The sequence below is a fragment of the Bacilli bacterium genome (genome assembly GCA_036381315.1).
Lineage (GTDB): Bacteria > Bacillota > Bacilli > Paenibacillales > KCTC-25726 > DASVDB01.
Genome location: DASVDB010000181.1, coordinates 1 through 17,729 on the forward strand (window position 1 = coordinate 1; position 17,729 = coordinate 17,729).

15 protein-coding genes are annotated in these 17,729 nt (G+C 51.3%); 12 read left to right on the top strand and 3 right to left on the bottom strand.

Annotated elements, in window-relative coordinates:
• The 9 genes from VF260_13470 to VF260_13510 form a co-directional block, all read left to right on the top strand.
• Positions 1-1,112, top strand: a 1,112-nt coding sequence (locus tag VF260_13470; GenBank protein ID HEX7058192.1) for a beta-ketoacyl-[acyl-carrier-protein] synthase family protein, incomplete at its 5' end; no start/stop codon positions are given.
• 24 nt (positions 1,113-1,136) lie between these two features.
• Entirely contained in the window at positions 1,137-2,876 is a 1,740-nt protein-coding gene (locus tag VF260_13475) for a class I adenylate-forming enzyme family protein (protein HEX7058193.1), read from the top strand.
• A 133-nt stretch (positions 2,877-3,009) separates the two neighbouring features.
• The gene (locus VF260_13480; GenBank protein ID HEX7058194.1) at positions 3,010-3,321 is read left to right on the top strand and encodes a hypothetical protein; all 312 of its coding nucleotides are present in this window, start codon (positions 3,010-3,012) and stop codon (positions 3,319-3,321) included.
• Positions 3,322-3,400: 79 nt separating this feature from the next.
• Complete coding sequence (locus VF260_13485) at positions 3,401-3,877, top strand: flavin reductase family protein (GenBank protein ID HEX7058195.1); 477 nt, start codon at positions 3,401-3,403, stop codon at positions 3,875-3,877.
• A 412-nt stretch (positions 3,878-4,289) separates the two neighbouring features.
• Positions 4,290-5,195: an ABC transporter permease subunit gene (locus VF260_13490; protein HEX7058196.1), complete on the top strand. Its 906-nt coding sequence runs from the start codon at positions 4,290-4,292 to the stop codon at positions 5,193-5,195.
• Positions 5,196-5,210: 15 nt separating this feature from the next.
• Entirely contained in the window at positions 5,211-6,077 is an 867-nt protein-coding gene (locus VF260_13495) for a carbohydrate ABC transporter permease (GenBank protein HEX7058197.1), read from the top strand.
• A 48-nt stretch (positions 6,078-6,125) separates the two neighbouring features.
• Positions 6,126-7,676 (top strand): extracellular solute-binding protein, encoded by a 1,551-nt coding sequence (locus VF260_13500; protein ID HEX7058198.1) that lies wholly within the window; start codon positions 6,126-6,128, stop codon positions 7,674-7,676.
• 97 nt (positions 7,677-7,773) lie between these two features.
• Positions 7,774-10,122 (top strand): helix-turn-helix domain-containing protein, encoded by a 2,349-nt coding sequence (locus VF260_13505; GenBank protein ID HEX7058199.1) that lies wholly within the window; start codon positions 7,774-7,776, stop codon positions 10,120-10,122.
• Positions 10,123-10,125: 3 nt separating this feature from the next.
• Positions 10,126-13,380, top strand: coding sequence for a glycosyl hydrolase (locus VF260_13510; protein HEX7058200.1), 3,255 nt, complete (start codon positions 10,126-10,128; stop codon positions 13,378-13,380).
• Between the two features lie 54 nt (positions 13,381-13,434).
• Here the strand turns inward: VF260_13510 and VF260_13515 are convergent, their stop codons facing one another.
• Positions 13,435-14,541 carry a glycoside hydrolase family 88 protein gene (locus VF260_13515; GenBank protein HEX7058201.1) on the bottom strand — a complete coding sequence of 369 codons (1,107 nt, stop codon included), beginning with the start codon at positions 14,539-14,541 and terminating at the stop codon, positions 13,435-13,437.
• Between the two features lie 138 nt (positions 14,542-14,679).
• Between VF260_13515 and VF260_13520 the strand changes: the two genes are divergently transcribed.
• The 3 genes from VF260_13520 to VF260_13530 all read left to right on the top strand — a co-directional run bounded on the left by VF260_13520 (position 14,680) and on the right by VF260_13530 (position 16,725).
• Complete coding sequence (locus VF260_13520) at positions 14,680-15,525, top strand: helix-turn-helix domain-containing protein (protein HEX7058202.1); 846 nt, start codon at positions 14,680-14,682, stop codon at positions 15,523-15,525.
• Positions 15,526-15,576: 51 nt separating this feature from the next.
• Positions 15,577-15,966 carry an FAD-dependent oxidoreductase gene (locus VF260_13525; GenBank protein HEX7058203.1) on the top strand — a complete coding sequence of 130 codons (390 nt, stop codon included), beginning with the start codon at positions 15,577-15,579 and terminating at the stop codon, positions 15,964-15,966.
• 225 nt (positions 15,967-16,191) lie between these two features.
• Positions 16,192-16,725, top strand: coding sequence for a hypothetical protein (locus VF260_13530; protein HEX7058204.1), 534 nt, complete (start codon positions 16,192-16,194; stop codon positions 16,723-16,725).
• Here the strand turns inward: VF260_13530 and VF260_13535 are convergent.
• Positions 16,648-17,109, bottom strand: coding sequence for a DUF2269 family protein (locus VF260_13535; protein HEX7058205.1), 462 nt, complete (start codon positions 17,107-17,109; stop codon positions 16,648-16,650). The two genes, VF260_13530 and VF260_13535, sit on opposite strands and share 78 nt — an antisense overlap.
• A 210-nt stretch (positions 17,110-17,319) precedes the next feature.
• Positions 17,320-17,729 (bottom strand): SRPBCC family protein (locus VF260_13540; protein HEX7058206.1); only part of this gene is annotated, 410 nt, incomplete at its 5' end.

A 17,729-nucleotide genomic window follows, 5' to 3' on the forward strand; every position in this document is an offset into this window, starting at 1 on the left:
GGGCGCGTGTGCCGAATTTTGTTCCCACCGACTATCTGCCGCGAAAACTCGTCAATGATACGGACAGATTTGCCCAGTTGGCGCTGATTGCGGCTGCCGAGGCTTTAACAGACGCCGGACTGCTGGAAAAAGACGGCGATAAACTGTCACCTGGCGTTAATCCCGACCGCGTCGGAACGGCGCTTGGCTCCGCGTTCGGCGGAATCCAGTCGCTGGAAATCGGCTCCGGCAGGTTGGCGACAGGGGCGTCCAAGCGCGTCGGGCCGCGGCTGATTTCAAAATCGATACCGAATGCCGCCGCCGGAACCATCGCTATCCGTTACGGCCTGCGCGGGCCATCCGTCACCTATGTGACGGCTTGCGCCGCCTCCGCCAACGCGATTGGCGAGTCGGTATATTGGTTCTGGCGCGACGATGTGGATTTTGTGCTTGCGGGCGGCGTGGACAGTTTATGGGCCCCGGTCTTTTTATCCGGTCTGCGCGACGCCGGGGCGCTGGCAACGACCGGGCCCGAGGATGCGTCCGCCTGGTCGCGCCCCTTTGATAAACAGCGGACCGGCATGGTCATGGGCGAAGGTTCGGCTTTGTTCGTGCTGGAGCCCCTGGAACGCGCCCGCGCCCGCGGCGTGCATGTTTACGCGGTGCTTGGCGGATATGGCGCGTCGAACGACGCCTATCATGATACGGCCCCCCATCCGCAAGGGTCCGGCGCCGTACTGGCCATCGAGCGCGCGCTTCGCTCCGCCCGCCTTGGCGCGGCCGAAATCGATTATATCAACGCCCATGCCACCTCAACACAAGCCGGCGATATCGCGGAAGCAAACGCTCTTCGCGCCGTCTTTGGCGAACGCCTAAACAACATTCCGGTCAGTTCGATCAAAGGAGCGATCGGCCACCTGCTTGGCGCTGCGGGCGCAATCGAAAGCGCCGCTTGCATCAAAGCGATCGAAACGGGAATAATCCCGGCGACGCTGCATTGCGCGGAAAAAGATGAGCAAGCGCCGCCCGACGTGGTGCCGAACGCAAGCCGCAAGCAAAAAATTGCTACCGCATTAAGCAACTCGTTCGGGTTTGGCGGACAAAACGGCGTCCTAATCTGGCAAGCGCCGTAACCGAAACAGATGGAGGAATGCAGCATGAACAAACCGAAAACGTTTGTACCCACCGTTCAGGAAAGGCGCCTGGCCCTCTCGGAAAAAGTTCCCGTCTGGCAAAACCGCACGCTTGCCGCTCATTTTTCGCTACAGTGCAAAACTTACCACAATCGCCCTTTGCTCCATATGCCGAACTGCACCGTCACATACGGGCAAATGTGGCAGCGAGCGTTCGAACTGGCCAAGGCACTGCTCAACCTCGGCGTGCGCCGCCGCGACCATGTGGCCATTCTCATGGCTAACGATCCGGAATTCATCGCCCTCATTTTGGCCATTTCCCTTACCGGGGCGGTGGCGGTCCCCCTGAACACGCTGCTGCGCGGCGAAGAGCTGGACTACATGATCCGCCAATCGGATACAAACTGGCTCATCTTGCATCAACACGCGAGCGGGCAAAACCATGCCGCAACCATTCAGCCCATTGTGGAAAAACTGGCGACCGAAGACGGAAGTCAACTGAAAGCCGCAATCTGCCTTCCGAATGGCGACGAACCCATTCCCGGCTGTTATGTCGCCTGGTCAACCTTTGTCGCGGGCGCGGCCACGGTTTCCGACGCCGCCGTGATAAAGCGCTGGCGCGAATCGGAGTACCCGAGCGAAGTGGCCGCTATCATATACACTTCCGGCTCAACCGGCTTGCCGAAAGGCGTCATGTTGACGCACGATATGATGCTGCGCTCGGGGTTTGCCACATGCTTAAGCCGCGCCTACGAAGACAATCGGCGAATCTTCGCGCCCTTGCCTTTTTACCATGTTTATTTTCTGCAGGAGGGGCTTTTGGCTGTTTCTTTTGTCGGGGGCGCCATGATTACCTGCCAATCTTTTGCGCCGCTCTTATCCTTGCAGTTGATGGAAAACTATCAAGCCAACGATTTTCTCGCCGTTCCCTCCATGCTTGTCGCCATTTTAAATCATCCCGAGCTTGATAAGTTTAACCTTCAGCACCTCTATGCGCTCCTGTGCTGCGCGGCGCCGGCGCCGGTCCCGCTCTGGCAGCGAGCGGTCGATATGCTGGGGGTAACGGAAATCGGGACAGGCTGCGGCGGAACGGAAGCGTCTTCGACCACCATGCTGACGGAAATCGGCGACCCGCTTGAAGTCATTTCCACGCGCGTCGGCAAAATCAAGCTCGCGGGCGTAGCCGGCTCGCCCGAATTTGACGGCGCCAGCGTGCAATACAAAGTCATCGACGCCGACACCGGCAACGATTTGCCCGCCGGTTCCGTTGGCGAGCTTGCGGTACGCGGCAACGTCGTGACGCGCGGTTATTATAAAAAGCCTGCCGAGACCGCGGCCGCTATCGATAAAGACGGATGGCTGCGCAGCGGCGATTTGGGCCGCATTGATGAGCATGGTTACATTCAATTGCTGGGACGGAGCAAGGATCTTTACAAAGTTTCCGGCGAAACGGTAGCGCCGAAGGAAGTGGAAGATGCGATCTCGCTTCACCCCGCCGTGGCGCAAGCCTATATTGTCGGCGTCCCCGACGCGCTCACCACGGAAACGGGAGCGGCCTTCATTGAACTGAAGCAGCAAGCAAGCTGCACGAAGCGCGAGATTCTGGACTGGTGCAAACAACGCGTCGCCCGATTTAAAGTGCCGCGTTACATTTGGTTCGTCACCGCCGACGAATGGCCGTTGACCGGCACGGGAAAGATTCAGAAATTCAAGTTGCGGGAAATGGCAAAGGCGCGTTTGGCGAAAAAAAGGACGCAGGCGTAAAGGCGTCCGTTTTACCCCCGCCCGGGCGATGCGCAAGCAAGTTGATCTTCATCAAGGCGGAAGCCGGCCGATAGCCGGACAATATGAGGTGACAGATAAAATCAACCGCTAAATAAAAGGGAGGCAAAGCAGCATGCCGGCTCACGCCTTTTTGATTTTGGCAATTTTGACATTTGCCCTCGCCATCATTGCCCTAGATGCAAGAATATTGCTTGCGCAAGTGATTCTTTTCCTCGGTTACTTTTTTCTTAAGGATTCCACTGTGTTGTTTACGCTGGCGGGTATTTTGCAGATTGTTTTGGGCGTTTTTACCCTGTACAGATGCAAACGATTTATTGACTATGACTATTACTTGCAGTTGGAAAAAACGCGCCTGGCCCGGCCGAACCTGACAAAAGGCGGCAACAAGGGCGGAGATTTCAATCTGTTTAGAAAGCCGTATTAATTGCACCGACCGACATTTATAAATATAATCCGGTTATAATGAATATATCGTACTATCAAACAAAAGGAGTGATCCCAGGATGGATGCCAAAGCCAAAAAAGTCGCTTTGCGCGGTATTTCATACGGCCTTTATGTAGTCGGAACCAAAGACGAAAACGGCGTAAACGGGTTTGCGGGAAACTGGCTGACGCAAACTTCGTTCGAGCCGCCTTTGGTGGCCGTAGCGGTCAAAGCCGGCAATCGCTCGCAACAACAAATAGCAAACACCGGAGTTTTCAGCGTGAATATTTTGGAGTCGGGTCAAAAAGATATGGCGACCGCCTTTTTCCGTTCCGTTGAACCGGAGGGCAACAAGTTGGCCGGTTATGAATTTTACACGGAAGAAACGGGTTGTCCGATTTTTAAGGATGCGCTCCGCTTTTTCGAATGCAAAGTCGTGGAAAAGGTGGAAAAGGGCGATCACTTTATTTACATTGGCGAGGTAGTGAACGCCGGCGTCCTGCGCGAAGGCGAACCGCTGACGTTGAAAGAGACGGGATTTTTTTACGGCGGATAAATGGCGGATCGTTGCGCATACCAAATCAACGGCCTCACGATAAGCAACTGGCGCGGCATCTTGCAGATGCCGCCTTTTTATTTGCACTTTTCCTGTTCGTACCCTTCCGCATTTTCCTTCCGGTTGCGAACCCCCAGGTATATTTAACATGATAAATTCCGGCAAGAAGCCGAAACAAGCGCCCTTTGCACAGGCAAAAAAGTATGAACGGGCAAAAAAATACAGATTATGGGCTTCACACTCGGCAAAAAAGTATGGTTGCGGCATCCCGGCGCGCTGCTTTATTTTGGAGTTGCGAAAGCGATCGCAATACTCCGGCGGAGGGAGTGAAGAGATGAGCCAATCTGAAATGATCGCGGCGTTCAGACGACGAAAACGACCCGGCGGGCGGCAGCCAAACTTTGGCGGCTGGATGCGCCCCATCGCTCGAGCGGTAAAACGCGATAAATATTTATATTTATTGGCTTTGCCCGGGTTGCTTTTTTTTCTGGTTTTCAAATACCTTCCGATGTATGGCATCATCATCTCCTTTCAGGATTATTCGCCGTTTGACGGCATCCTGCATAGCAGATGGGTTGGTTTTCAGCACTTCGTGCGTTTCTTTACCAACCAGGATTTCTGGATGCTATTTCGCAATACGTTGGTTATCAACGCGATGAATCTGCTGTTTTTCTTCCCGTTGCCGATTGTCCTGTCGCTGCTCTTAAACGAGGTCAGGCGGAATTGGTACAAGCGGATCGTGCAATCGATCGTTTATTTGCCGCATTTTCTGTCATGGGTCATTATAATCGGTCTGACGCTGGTCATGCTTTCCGCCTCAAACGGTATCATTAACCAATTGCTGCAGGCAATGGGATTTGCCAAGATTCCATTCTTGACAAGCCCCAAGCTTTTTTGGATCATCCTGACCATTCAGTCCATTTGGAAAGAATCCGGTTGGGGCACGATCATTTTTTTGGCCGCAATAGCCGGCGTCGACCCGCAGTTGTATGAGGCGGCGCGGATGGACGGGGCCGGAAGGTTTAGGCAAATGTGGCACGTGACGCTGCCGGCTATCCGCAATGTGATTGTTGTTCTGCTTATTCTCCGGCTGGGGCATATCATGGACATCGGCTTTGAGCAGGTTTACCTGATGTACAACGGTGCAGTCTCGGACGTCGCGGACGTATTCGATACCTACGTTTATCGCGTTGGAATTCAACAAGGACAGTTCAGTTTCAGCACAGCGGTAGGTCTGTTCAAATCGGTTATCGGCCTAATCCTCATCGTGCTGGCCAATCGCCTGGCAAAACGCTGGGGCGAAGAAGGAATCTATTAGAAAGGAGGTGAAAGCGTGACAAGAATCGGTGATCGTTTGTTTCAGACAGTGAATTCGGGCTTGTTGGGGTTGATTGCGGTGGCAACGCTGTTCCCGCTATATTACGTTTTTATCGTGTCGTTCACCGATCCCGCGGAGTTTGTACGCAAAAGCATCGTGCTGCTGCCCGAGAAATGGACGCTGGATGCATACCGCTATCTTATGCTGAACGGATCATTTATCCATTCCGTAGGTGTAAGCGCTTTTTTGGCGGTGGTGGGAACAGCCTGCAGCTTGACCGTTACCTCCGCGCTGGCTTATGCGCTTTCCCGAAAAAGACTGAAAGGGCGGAGACTGTTTACACTGCTGATACTGTTTACGATTTTATTTAACCCCGGGATTATCCCCAACTATTTGCTGGTCCGCGATCTGGGCCTGATCGACAGTATTTGGTCTTTAATACTGCCGGCCTTGTCCAGCGGCTGGTATGTAATTTTGATGCGGAGTTTTTTCGATCATATCCCGACCGGTTTGGAAGAAGCCGCCGCAATCGACGGATGCAATGATATTATCGCCTGGGTGCGCATTATTCTTCCGCTGTCCATGCCTGCGCTCGCTGCTTTCGGGTTGTTTTTTGCTGTTGAATACTGGAATGTCTATTTCAACGCGCTTTTATACATCAATGACTTTCACAAATGGCCGATTCAACTGCTTTTGCAAAATATTTTGAACGACTCGGCGGGAAGCAGCCTGGCCGAAGCGGATCCGCTCAGGCAGCCGCCGCCCACACAGACTCTGAAAATGACAGCCGTGGTTATAACGACGTTGCCGATTCTGTTTGTCTATCCGTTTCTGCAAAAGCATTTTGCCAAAGGTGTAATGCTGGGCTCCGTGAAAGGGTGACATATTTCGGTCATCATGAAGCAAGTCAATTAAAAAGGAGGAATTTCCTTGTTCAAGTTATTGAAGAAAAAAACGGCTTTATGCGGTCTTATCCTTTTATTCGCACTGGCTACCGCATTGACCGCGTGCGGCGGCACAGGCTCCAAGGCGACGGACGGCGCCCGGGAGAAGCCGGACAATACAGCCGGCAGCAATGCTGCGCAGCCGACCAAAGTTACCATTATGAGCCACTTCTTCGGCGCGGCTCCACCGGATGCGAACGGTGAGGTGCAAAAGAAAATAGAAGAAGCAACCAATACCGAGTTGGATATCCAATGGGTTTCGGCGAACAGTTACAATGACAAACTGAATGTTACGCTGGCCTCCGGCAATATCCCCGATCTGATCACAATCGACGATCCCTTTAGCCCGGTGTTCCGCAATGCTGTAGAGCATGGCGCTTTTTGGGATATCACTCCGTACTATAAGGATTATCCAAATCTGATCTCGGGAATTTCCGAAACCGCCTGGGAGTTGACAAAAATGCAGGACGGGAAAAATTACGGCATTCCGCGCCCGCGCCCGTCCGAAGGCGATGCCTTTTTCGTCGTCCGAAAGGATTGGCTGGATCAGGCGGGGCTCAAAATTCCGACAACGTCCGACGAGTTATATGAGGCAATGAAGGCATTTAAAGCGACCGGCAAAGATCATATCGGGTTTACAGGCTATTTCAACGCAGCTGACATGGGTTCGTTCGGGCCATTTGAAGGCATCTTTACCGGGGCGAACGGATTTTGGAAAGCAAACGGCGATCAACTCGAATTTACAGCTTTTCTACCGGAGGAAAAGGAAGCGTTGCAGTATTTGGCGAATGCCTATAATGACGGGTTATTGCCTGCGGATGTGGCCTCCTTGCAATTAAGCCAAATGAAAGATATTTATAAATCCGGCAAAGCGGGCATGATCGTGGATAAAACCGGTACGGCGAAGGATTACTACAGCGTGATGGAGCAAAACGATCCGAATCTCAATAAATTGGACGCATTTTATCCAATCACGAGCATCAATAATTATAATCCGAAAGGACCGGGCTTTGCCGGTATTTCAGCCATTCCCAAGAGCGTTCCGGAAGACAAAATGAAGAAAATTCTGGCGATGGTAAATACATGGATGAACCCGGAAGTGTTCGCTTATCAAAAATGGGGTATCGAAGGCCGCGACTACAAGGTGGAAAACGGCGTAAAAGTGCAAATCGCCGATAATTACCAGAAAGACGCCCTTGGGGAATACAACCAAATCGTCTATGTTTCCGATCAATATGCCAGCACGTCCAAGGATTACTTCCCCGAAGATATGCAAAAGTTGTATAAACAGGTTCAGGACGACCGAGCGAACAGCAGCGTAGCGGATGTAAGTATCGGTTTGTACTCGCAAACTGCCCAAACCTATCTGCCGGAAATCCAGAAAAATATGCAGGATTTGAAAGTCAAGATCATTTTAGGAGCGCAGCCGATCTCGGCTTGGGACAGTTTCGTCGATAAACTGAAAAACGATGAACATATGAAACAGATTATTAAGGAAATGAACGAAGCATACAAAGCACGGACATCCAACAAATAATACCCGGCATGATGCGCTTCTCCATGTTCTGCCATAGCCGCCGGCGTGGAGAAGCGCAATTTCTTGTTAAGGCAAGTAATCTCCAAAGGGTGATCTGATGCGGCATTTCAGTGGAAGGCTGATGTTTCAACCGATTAGACGTTTTCTGCGGGGCAGCTTTTACCGCAAAAGTCTGGTTACGATCCTGCTTGTGGCCTGCGTTCCCAGTTTCATTATCGGCCTTGGTACCTTTCTGGCCGGACGGGGACAAATGGAAGCGCGGCTTCAGGAGTTGCATCAGAAACAGTTGGAGCGGGCAGCGAGCAATATTGACGGACAGTTGGCCAACCTGGAAGTGTTAATCGAACACTGGGCGTTTGATCCCCAGTTTGGCAACGTACTCGCACATTTGGATTTTATTTTTGGCTATCAAAGGATTCGAAACATTTATGCTACGTTATTGGTAATGGAGGGATCCAATAACCTGATCGGCCAGGCGCAACTGTTGCTTGAGAAACCGCAACCCCTGTTATTCACGCCGGACGTTTATTTTACTCCGAGCCGGGAATTGATCGACACTTATCACTTAAAACGGCAAGAAAAAAATCTGTTTTGGACACGGACGATCAAGCGGCTAAACGCAAAAACTCCCGCAAATGAAAAGGCGATATCGTTAGTATACAAAATCCCCGGCGACGCACCGAAACCGTTTGGCGAGCTTGTGCTGGTAATGAATCCGCGAAAGATCGCCGATTTGGTCGGTACTCTTTCCGCTGCCGACGGCGGCGCTGCGTTTCTGTTGGACCAGCAGGACAATTTTATTTTTACCGATACGGAAAACCAGATTCCGACTGAACTGGAGAAAAAGCTGCGCGAAGAAGTGCTTCTGCATCCTGAAAAGAGCACTTTTCTCTTTAATTGGCATGGCAATAAATATGCCGTTTCCTATGCAAAGTTCCTGCGGCCGGGGATGAATTGGTCCTATGTGTCGGCTACTCCGCTCGATGCCATTATCGGCCCGGTCGAATTTGTATCCAAGCTCATGCTTGGCATCAGTCTGGCTTGCTTGTTTCTGGCCTTCTTGCTGGCCTGGTTCGGTTCGCACAGGCTCTATTCACCGGTCAAAAGATTAGTGAAAAATCTGGCGGGGGCGCTTGTCCCCATTGCCGAAAACGCTCCGGAAGACGAATTCAAGTTGATCGAAATGCATTGGCGGACGCTGGCCGGTGAGAGGCAAGCCTTACAAAAACAATTAAATGTGCAAATCCATCATGTCCGCGAAGGCTTTCTGCTTCAGTTGGCGCAAGGGTCCCTGTATTCCTTGTCGGAGAAAGAAATCAGGGAAAGGTTGGCGCGTTATGGTTGGGATGTGAAAAAGCAACAATACGTGGCTTTGGTTATGCAAATTACCGATTTTGACAGCGAAGGCGGCAAATTTTCCGGTGATGACGAGGCGCTGGCGTCATTTGCGGCGGCGAATATTATGGAGGAGTTGACCAGCGGCAAATTCGCCCAATTCCAAGTATTAAATTTTCATGATTTGACGATCGGGTTGCTCCTCTGTCTGTTCGCAGACCGTCAGACCGTTTCGGCAAAAGCCATGTTGGATGCGCTGTGCCAGGAAATGATTACCGCGATCAACAATATTTTGCGGCTTAAGGTCACAATAGCCGTCAGCAATGTCAAATCGCAAGTAAACGAAGTACCCGATTTGTTCGAAGAGGCCCGGCAGGCTTTAAGCTATCGCAATACGCAATATCATAACCAGATCATCGACGCGGCAAGCCTGGACATTAAAAGAGAAAATGAACCGCACTATCCGTTCGTCCTGGAGAGGACGATCCTGCAGGCGCTTCGTACCAAATCGGAGGAAGAAGTCGTCCGTTTGTTGGGGCAATTCCTCCAGGAACTGTCCAGACATAACGCCACCGAACTATTCATCCGGCAAGGAATGCTGCATTTGCTTGGCAGCATGCTGCACGAGATGATGCGTTCCGGCTTCAACTTGCACCAGCTTCCGGAAGAAAATCTTTATGAAGCGTGCCTACGGCTGAAAAAAATACCGGATTTTCTCCATTGGTTTGAGCAAACTCTGGTAAAACCATATATGCAAGAAATGAAAAGCAGGCAGGATTTGTACACCAAACAAATCGTAGAGCGGATCATTACGCATATGCGTGAACATTTCATGAATGAGATTTCGTTGGACTACTATGCCGATGAAGCGGGCATAAGCCTGTATTCCCTGAGCAAAGCTTTCAAGAAAACTACCGGTCTCAATTTTATAGAATATTTGACCGAACTGAGGATGGAACATGCCAAGCGGCTATTGCGCGAGACGGATTTGAAGGTTGGCGAGGTCGCCCGGAAATCGGGCTATCAGGCGAGTTATTTTAACCGGATTTTCAGGAAGCATGTAGGTTACTCGCCCAGTCAATATAAAGACATGTGGATGAAGGAATTGTAGCGCATGAAAGGAGTTTTGCCCGTGTTGAATCGTGCCGTATGGCAAAATCCGTCCGCCGAATACCGCATCCACCCGTTCTGGTTCTGGAACGGCGAGATGGATGACGCTGAAATAGTCAAACAAATCGGCGAAATGGCGGACAAAGGCATCGGCGGATTTTTTATTTGCGCCAGACAAGGATTGCAAGTGCCTTATTTGTCCGCAACGTGGTTTCGGAAAGTAAAACTCGCGGTGATAACAGCGAAGGAAAAAGGAATGCACGTTTGGCTTTACGACGAGTATCCCTATCCGAGCGGGATCGCCGGCGGAGAAGTGACGCTTGAACTGCCTGAATGCAAGCAGTACACGTTGGAACATTGCATGCAGGCGGCAAACGGCGGCGAGGTGGTGCGGATTAACCTCCCCTGGGCCAGAGTCCTGTTTGCCAAGGCGGTGCCGGTGGACAAAACAATGGGCAGAATGTGGAATCGGGCCACCGATTTGCGCGAATGTATCGGCAATTGGCAAGCCGAAAACGTTTTTCAGAAATCGGGCCTTACCTCCTATAATGAAAAACGTTTCTTTACTTATGGGCCTGTGAAACGGCTGGTTTGGCAGGCGCCTAACGGGCAGTGGGAAATCCACGTGTTTCTGGAAAAAGAAATTGCGGATTTCAAATATTACGGGACGTATGTCGATCCTTGTCGCCGCGAAGCGACCGAGGCGTTTATCAGGTTGACGCACGAGCGCTACAAGCGGGAGTTGGGCGAATTTTTTGGCGGAACGATCAAGGGCGTGTTTACGGACGAAACCGGTCTGCTGGGCAGGATCCCCTGGTCGCCCGCACTGGCGGAAAGCTTTCTTGAGCGTAACGGTTATGATCTGCGGGAACATTTATATGCCCTGCTGGTTGCCGACGGGGAAAATACTCCACAAATTCGTTATGATTATTTTCAAACCATTCATCACTTGCTGCGGGAAAATTACCATAAACCGATCCATGACTGGTGTGCCGCAAACGGCTTGCAGTATGTCGCGGAAGTGCCGTCGGTGCGGATGACCACACAGCTACACAGCCATATACCCGGCGGGGATAGCGCACATGAAAAGATCGGGCGGCCGCTTGCGTGGATTCTCGACCGCTACGCCGCCAGCATTCGTTCGAATCCGCGCATGGTCAGCTCCCTGGCCAGACAGTTGGGCAGTTCCCGCGCCCTGATAGAGTGCTTCCACAGCGTCGGCTGGTCGATGACGTTGCAGGATGCCAAATGGATGATCGACCGGCTGGCTTCGCTTGGCATTAACTTTTTCAATTTTCACGCCTTCTTTTACACGTTGAACGGGCTAACCAAATATGATGCGCCGCCCTCGCAGTTTTTGCAAAATTCGTATTGGCCCCATTTTCGGCTGCTTGGGGATTATGTCGGCAGAATCAGCTATGCGTTGAGCCAGGGCGACGAAGAGAGGCCGCTAGCGGTGCTGGCGCCGATTACCAGTCTATGGACGCACATGGGCAATCCGCTGCAAGATTTTCACTATATGGGGGAAAACGAAGCGGAACAAAACCGTTTGCAGGCAATGCTCAAGGATTGGACAGAACTCACCAAATGGCTTGATCTCCACCGGTACGGCTATGATCATCTTGACCCTGAACTTTTGGCGACGGCACAAGTTGCGAAGGGGAGAATATTTTTGGGCAAGGCCTGTTATTCCGTTTTGCTGCTGCCGCCGCTTGCCAATTTGGAAGGAGCCGCCTGGGACAAGATCAAAGCATTCATTGCCGGCGGAGGAACCGTGATCGCTATCGGCTCCCTCCCCTACGAGCGGATCGAAGCGGGACGGAATACGGGCGATGAAATACGAAGGATGTTCGGCTTGTCAGCGCAAGACGATTGTGGTTATTGGCAGCAGGAAGATATAGTCAGCTCGGCGCCAAGTGGCGGTACTTCCGGTGAAGGGAAGAGGAACGCTCACTTTATTCCGTGCCGGAACGGGCGCTTTGCGACGGATGCATCCAACAAGTTGCACAAGTTGCTTGATTCCCTTCCGCTTCGGAAAGCAAGCGTGCTTGTCGATGGGGATTCGGATAGCCTGTTATTACAGCATCGCCGGTTGCCGGATGGCGGTTCGCTTGTTTTTTTGAGCAACCAGGAAAACCGCGAAATCTCGGGGTGGCTGAAACTTGCCGGCAAAAATACGGATTTCACCGGTTTTTTCAAACTGAATCCGGAAACGGGAGCTGCAGCATCGCTCGCCGCCGGGTACCGTGACGGCCAATGGATGATTCCGGTTCGACTTGCACCATACGAATCCTGTTTGCTTGAAACGGATACCGCTCCGTCCCAAAAGCGTGCGGTTGTTAAAGAGACGGCTTGGGCGTTGCTGCTCGATCCTTCCGGTAACTGGAGAATCGAACTGCCGCAGGAAAACATCGCCCGGCTGGAGCAATATCGATTGTATTTGCCGAATGCGGATCGGGCGTTCCCCATTATGCCGAAGACGTTTATCGACCAATGCGCCGATTTGGCCGAATGCCAGACTTTCCCGCTGCGCTTTCGGCAAATGTTCGGCACGCCGATTCGCATCGCCCTCGCTTATCCGCTCCAGGTACGGTATGAAACGGAATTTACTGTCCAACACATGCCCAATACCTGTTCGTTGTTAATGGATCGCGGGGCGGTCGCGGGCAAAAGTGCCATCTATCTAAACGGGAAACTGCTGTCCTGGAAGGATGCGAAAACCCGGTTTGTGTATGATCAGCACAATGTTGTCATGAATATCCGCCCGCTGCTAATGCCGGGAATGAACCGGCTGACCCTGAAGGTCGAAATTGGGCGGGATGATCACGGCCTGCTGGAGCCTTTTTACCTGATGGGGGATTTTGGCGTTGAATTTGCCGAGCATGCCGCGAATCCCGTAATTGTCGCTATGCCTGAGCAAGGCGCACCGGTCGGAGACGAATCGGCCGGGTATCCGCATTACCCCGGCGTAGTCGCATATCGGCGCAGCTTCACACTTGATCGCCTGCCGCGTGAACCTCTATTCGATTTGCGGTTTGCAAAAGGCGACGAAGTGCTGCACGATACGCTGGAAGTCCGAATTAATGGACAGCCGCTGGGTGTGCGAGCCTGGACGCCTTATTGCTGGCGCGGCGACAGCAGCATTTTGCGGGAGGGTGAAAATATGCTTGAAGTCCGCGTGGCCAGATCGCTTTGCGGCCTGCTTGAAGGCAAAAAGTTCGATTATGATGCGCATGCGCTAACCAAGCCGGGGAATTAAAATGCCTTGGCCGCCTGCCGATCTGAAGTGAAATTTATCATGCCGTTTTATGTCCTAGTTCGCCGCACTTTGCGCTCGGCTCATTTCTGCGCACATGAGAATGAACGCGCCGACGCCGTGCAAGTCGTTCTCGCTCGTGGGCCGGGCGATATAGTGCGCATAGTCGCCGATACCGGTGCCGATGCAAATATTCCCGATGATCACGCGGCCGTTCTCATCGAACTTCAGCATATCAATTATCCCTTGATAGCCCTTCCAGGCATATGGTAGATATCCGGAATCCAGGAAGCCCATGCGCACGGCTTTGGCAATCGCATGAACGTATAACGCCGTGCAGGAGCTTTCCAACCAATTATCGGGACGATCACCCTTGTCAACGACTTGGTACCATAAGCCTGTGGCGGCATCCTGGTATTTCGTCAAGGCAACGAGAAGGTCCTGCAGGATATGAACCAACGCCGGTTTATCTTTATGGTCAGCGGGCAGATAATCAAACATTTCCAGCAGTGCAACCGGATACCATCCGATGGCGCGGCCCCAGAACTCGGGGGCCAAGCCGGTTGCAGGGTCCGCCCAAGCCGCGGCTTTTGTTTCATCCCAACCGTGGTACAGCAAGCCCGTAACGGGATCCTTCGTGTGTTTGGCCATCAAGAGCGCTTGAAAAGTCATCATGTCGAAATATTCGCTTTCGCCGAATGTCCGGCCAAACTGGACGGCGATCGGCCCAGCCATATACAACCCGTCCAGCCACATTTGATTCGGGCAACGCCCCTTGTGCCAAAATCCGCCAGATGGGTTGGTCGGCCATGACTTTAACAGCGGAACGAGCGTATAAAGAGCTTTCTTATATCGTTCGTCCCCCGTTTGCTCGTACAGATTGAAGAGGAGTACACCGGGTTGGATATCGTCCAATTCATCGGAGTTGAAGTGTTTAATGCTGCCATCCGCAAGAACCTGGCTGTCCACCCATCTTTTGATATAGTCGAAATAGCGTTTATTCCCGGTTGCCCGCCAGCATTTCTCCATACCGGACAGAAAAACGCCCTGGTGATAGTGGAAACGGTTTGGCGGTAACAATTCCGGCTCAAATTTTGCCATGATGGCCTCACATGCTTTTTCAGCCCATTGAATAGGCGTAAGAGGTTGTTTCATTGCATTCATCTCCCCTTTTTGTTTACGGTTAGCTTAGCACAAATATTTGTACAATTTTTGCCTGAACGAGTGATTTTATCTTATATTTTGCCGTTTTTAACTAGAGAATTTTAATTATAGTATGGCAATAGGAGTGGGGAGTTAAGGATGGACGAAACTCTGTTTGAAAATGTCGAGGGTACGTTTTCCATATCCTATCGCAAAGCGCAAAGCCACCATATGCCGCTCAGTCACTTCCACAGTACATACGAAATTCATTACTTGATGTCCGGTCAACGGGAATTTTTCATAAAAGATCGCACGATGGTGATTCGCGAGGGGGATGTTGTCGTTATTTCGCCCAATATCCTGCACAGGACGACAAATGCGGCCGTCTCCAGGCACGAGCGGCTTGTCGTCAATATACATGAAGACCTGTTTGCTTCGGTTTGCCGCTCCAGTGCGGATATACTCCGACCGCTGTATGACAATGAGTATGTGGTTTTGAGGTGTTCCCCATATGACCGGCTTTCCGTCGATAAGCTCGCTCGCGACATCGTTCAAGAGATACAGGATAAAAAGTTCGGCTTCGAGAGTTTTGCGCAGATTTTGGTCATACAAATGATCATGCTTTGCTTCCGAAATCTTAGGCAGGCAAACCATGAGATGTTGGAATCCCCTAGCCCGATGCACGAGCGAATTTCCGAGGTTGCCCGTTATATGAACAGGCATTATATGGAACCGTTGACGCTGCAATTGACGGCAGAGAAATTTTTTGTGAGTCCGTATTATTTAAGCCGCTTTTTTAAAGAAGCGACGGGTTTTACATTCGTAGAGTATTTGCACAGCGTCCGAGTCAAGGAAGCAAAGAAGCTTTTGGAGCATACTTCGCTTAAAGCCGGCCTTATAGCGAAAAAGGTTGGTTTTGGCAGCGTCACGCATTTTGGCAGGGTGTTCAAGACCATTACCGGTCATTCACCGTTATATTATCGAAAATCCGGCATGAAGCGATAGACGAGTTATCCGCAAGTTCTTGATTGTCATTTCCTATTTGGTGTCCGCATCTTGAATATCAATGCCGGTTCTCAAAATCTTGTCAACGATACCCAACCGTTCGTCATATTCTTTTTCCGTAAATGCTACCGGCTCAATATCCAAATCAAATTCCTGCGCTTTAATAGGCAAATAGGCGGCGCAATCGAGGGGCGTAAAAATGTACTGGCGCAAGTCCGGTTTTTAAGAAAATATGCGCCTGTATTCGAACATGCGCATCAGATCGTGACCGGTGAACAGGTTGGCATAAGAGAAACAAGAAGAATCGAACAGGATTATGTGCTTACGGTCGATGATTTCTCTAACGGACGTGACAGAGGCTATTATGGGTTTTACGCCCGGTTTTCAAGTTTAACGGACGCAGGCGCGCTTATTTTAGCACTTTGTGCGGTATTCAGGTGAAAAATAAGCGAATAGCCGCTGTGACGTCCGTCAAATTTTTTGCACAGCCTTTTTTCGGCAAATAGCCTCTGCTGCGTCCGTTAGCGCGTAACTCCCGTTCCGCTAGCAAAGTTATAGTATGAAACGCTTCTATTCATCTTCTAAGATCTGCGGCTGGGAAAAAAACTGAAAGCGATTCTCCTTGTGCCCCGGAGTTGAATTTGCGGAAAATTCGCAAGCCAAATATTGCAGCAATTATCACAGCGCTATTTGGAAAATAACCGTTGCCGCATTGATGGCAGTTTCGGTTCGCTGGTAAGCGCAGCGAGAAAACTGCCCGAACGTGCCATCAAAACTGACGAAAAGCTTGCGAAGCGTACGCGGTTCTGGTTTAACTTCGTATTCGCAACTGAGGGCTTAGCGATAGCAATCACGATTGCCGTCTGCAACGCCGCCCGTCACCCCGAACTTATTCCTCTTCCGGTAGCTCTTATTGTCGGTATTCATTTTTTTCCATTGGCCTTTCTTTTTCGAGTTAAACTCTATCATTGCACGGGTGCGCTCCTCTGTTTGCTCGCCGTCGTGACATGGTTATTTGTGCCTGGGGAAATCACGCTGGGAAAGCATCCCATCCATACCTACATGTCTGTTGTTGGGTTCGGAGCCGCCTTTGTCCTGTGGGGCACAGGTCTGTTGCTATGGCTAGAAGTTTTTCGCAATCATGAGGTAAAGAATCACAGCCGGCAGCAAAGTGGCAATCATGCCAAAAACAGCCCATAAACGCGACGCTTTAATATACGCATCAGGAAGGCTGCCGCTCTTGATGAAAGCAGCGCTATGGCGAATCATGGCCTGCTGCAAAGGAATGAGAATCGTTAGCCAGACAACGCCTGTAATAGCCAATAATACGAGCGATAGTGTGAGCCAATTGAACCCATGCATGGATACTCCCGCTCGAATAGCCATGACGATACCGGAAATGACGATAAGAATGAGTCCGGGAAGCGTGAACACAAAATCGGCCAGCATCACGTTTTTTACCGTGTGATGAATGACGGCTGGGTTTTTCCGCAAATCCGCCCGAACTTTCCAAAAAGCCGCCGTAACTATATTTCCTGCAAATAATACGACGCCCGCCAGATGAAGAAACAACCATACATTCATGAGACGGCCTTCCTTTCCTGGTTAAGATTCAGTTTTCATGTGCCGTGTCTAAACCACCCCCTTTTAGGCGGTCAGCTACCAACACCCGCACTATTGCAAACGTTCCCTGCACAACGCTCACTGCCCAGCGCTCACTGCAAACGCTAAAACAGGGAGGCCGCCCCCCTGCACAACGCTAACAGTCACAGCAGACGCTATTTGTCGTTTCAATTACTTCTTTGTTAAAGAACCTGTTGTCAAATATTCATCCATGTTTTGCAGTTCTCGATTATAGATCGAACGGAGCAGCGAAGACGTTACGTGTCGCTCCGCCCAACCGGCGAACCCCGGCTTTTTGGGGAATTGCGAAGTGAGCCGGAGAATGCAACCATCCCCGGATTCGGGAATCAGCTTCCAAATTGTCGTAACTCCCGCGGATTGGTCCTGCTCCTGCACAATTCGACCGGGCTCCGGTTCCGACAAGGTCATGATAAGCGAGGAGCGAGAGCCCATCACTTTCATTGTCAGGCGGAACACCGTTCCCGCCCCCTTACCGCCTTCCAACACGTCCAGTGACGCAAACTGCCTGGGCAAAATGCGGCGATGCTCTTCCATATCAATGATCAAATTGTAAACCCGCT

Bases quoted from the DNA above. Each gene is read 5' to 3' on its own strand.
- VF260_13475 (HEX7058193.1), top strand. From the start codon at position 1,137: ATGAACAAACCGAAAACGTTTGTACCCACCGTTCAGGAAAGGCGCCTG.
- VF260_13480 (HEX7058194.1), top strand. From the start codon at position 3,010: ATGCCGGCTCACGCCTTTTTGATTTTGGCAATTTTGACATTTGCCCTC.
- VF260_13485 (HEX7058195.1), top strand. From the start codon at position 3,401: ATGGATGCCAAAGCCAAAAAAGTCGCTTTGCGCGGTATTTCATACGGC.
- VF260_13490 (HEX7058196.1), top strand. From the start codon at position 4,290: ATGCGCCCCATCGCTCGAGCGGTAAAACGCGATAAATATTTATATTTA.
- VF260_13505 (HEX7058199.1), top strand. From the start codon at position 7,774: ATGCGGCATTTCAGTGGAAGGCTGATGTTTCAACCGATTAGACGTTTT.
- VF260_13510 (HEX7058200.1), top strand. From the start codon at position 10,126: ATGAAAGGAGTTTTGCCCGTGTTGAATCGTGCCGTATGGCAAAATCCG.
- VF260_13515 (HEX7058201.1), bottom strand. From the start codon at position 14,541: ATGAATGCAATGAAACAACCTCTTACGCCTATTCAATGGGCTGAAAAA.
- VF260_13520 (HEX7058202.1), top strand. From the start codon at position 14,680: ATGGACGAAACTCTGTTTGAAAATGTCGAGGGTACGTTTTCCATATCC.
- VF260_13535 (HEX7058205.1), bottom strand. From the start codon at position 17,109: ATGAATGTATGGTTGTTTCTTCATCTGGCGGGCGTCGTATTATTTGCA.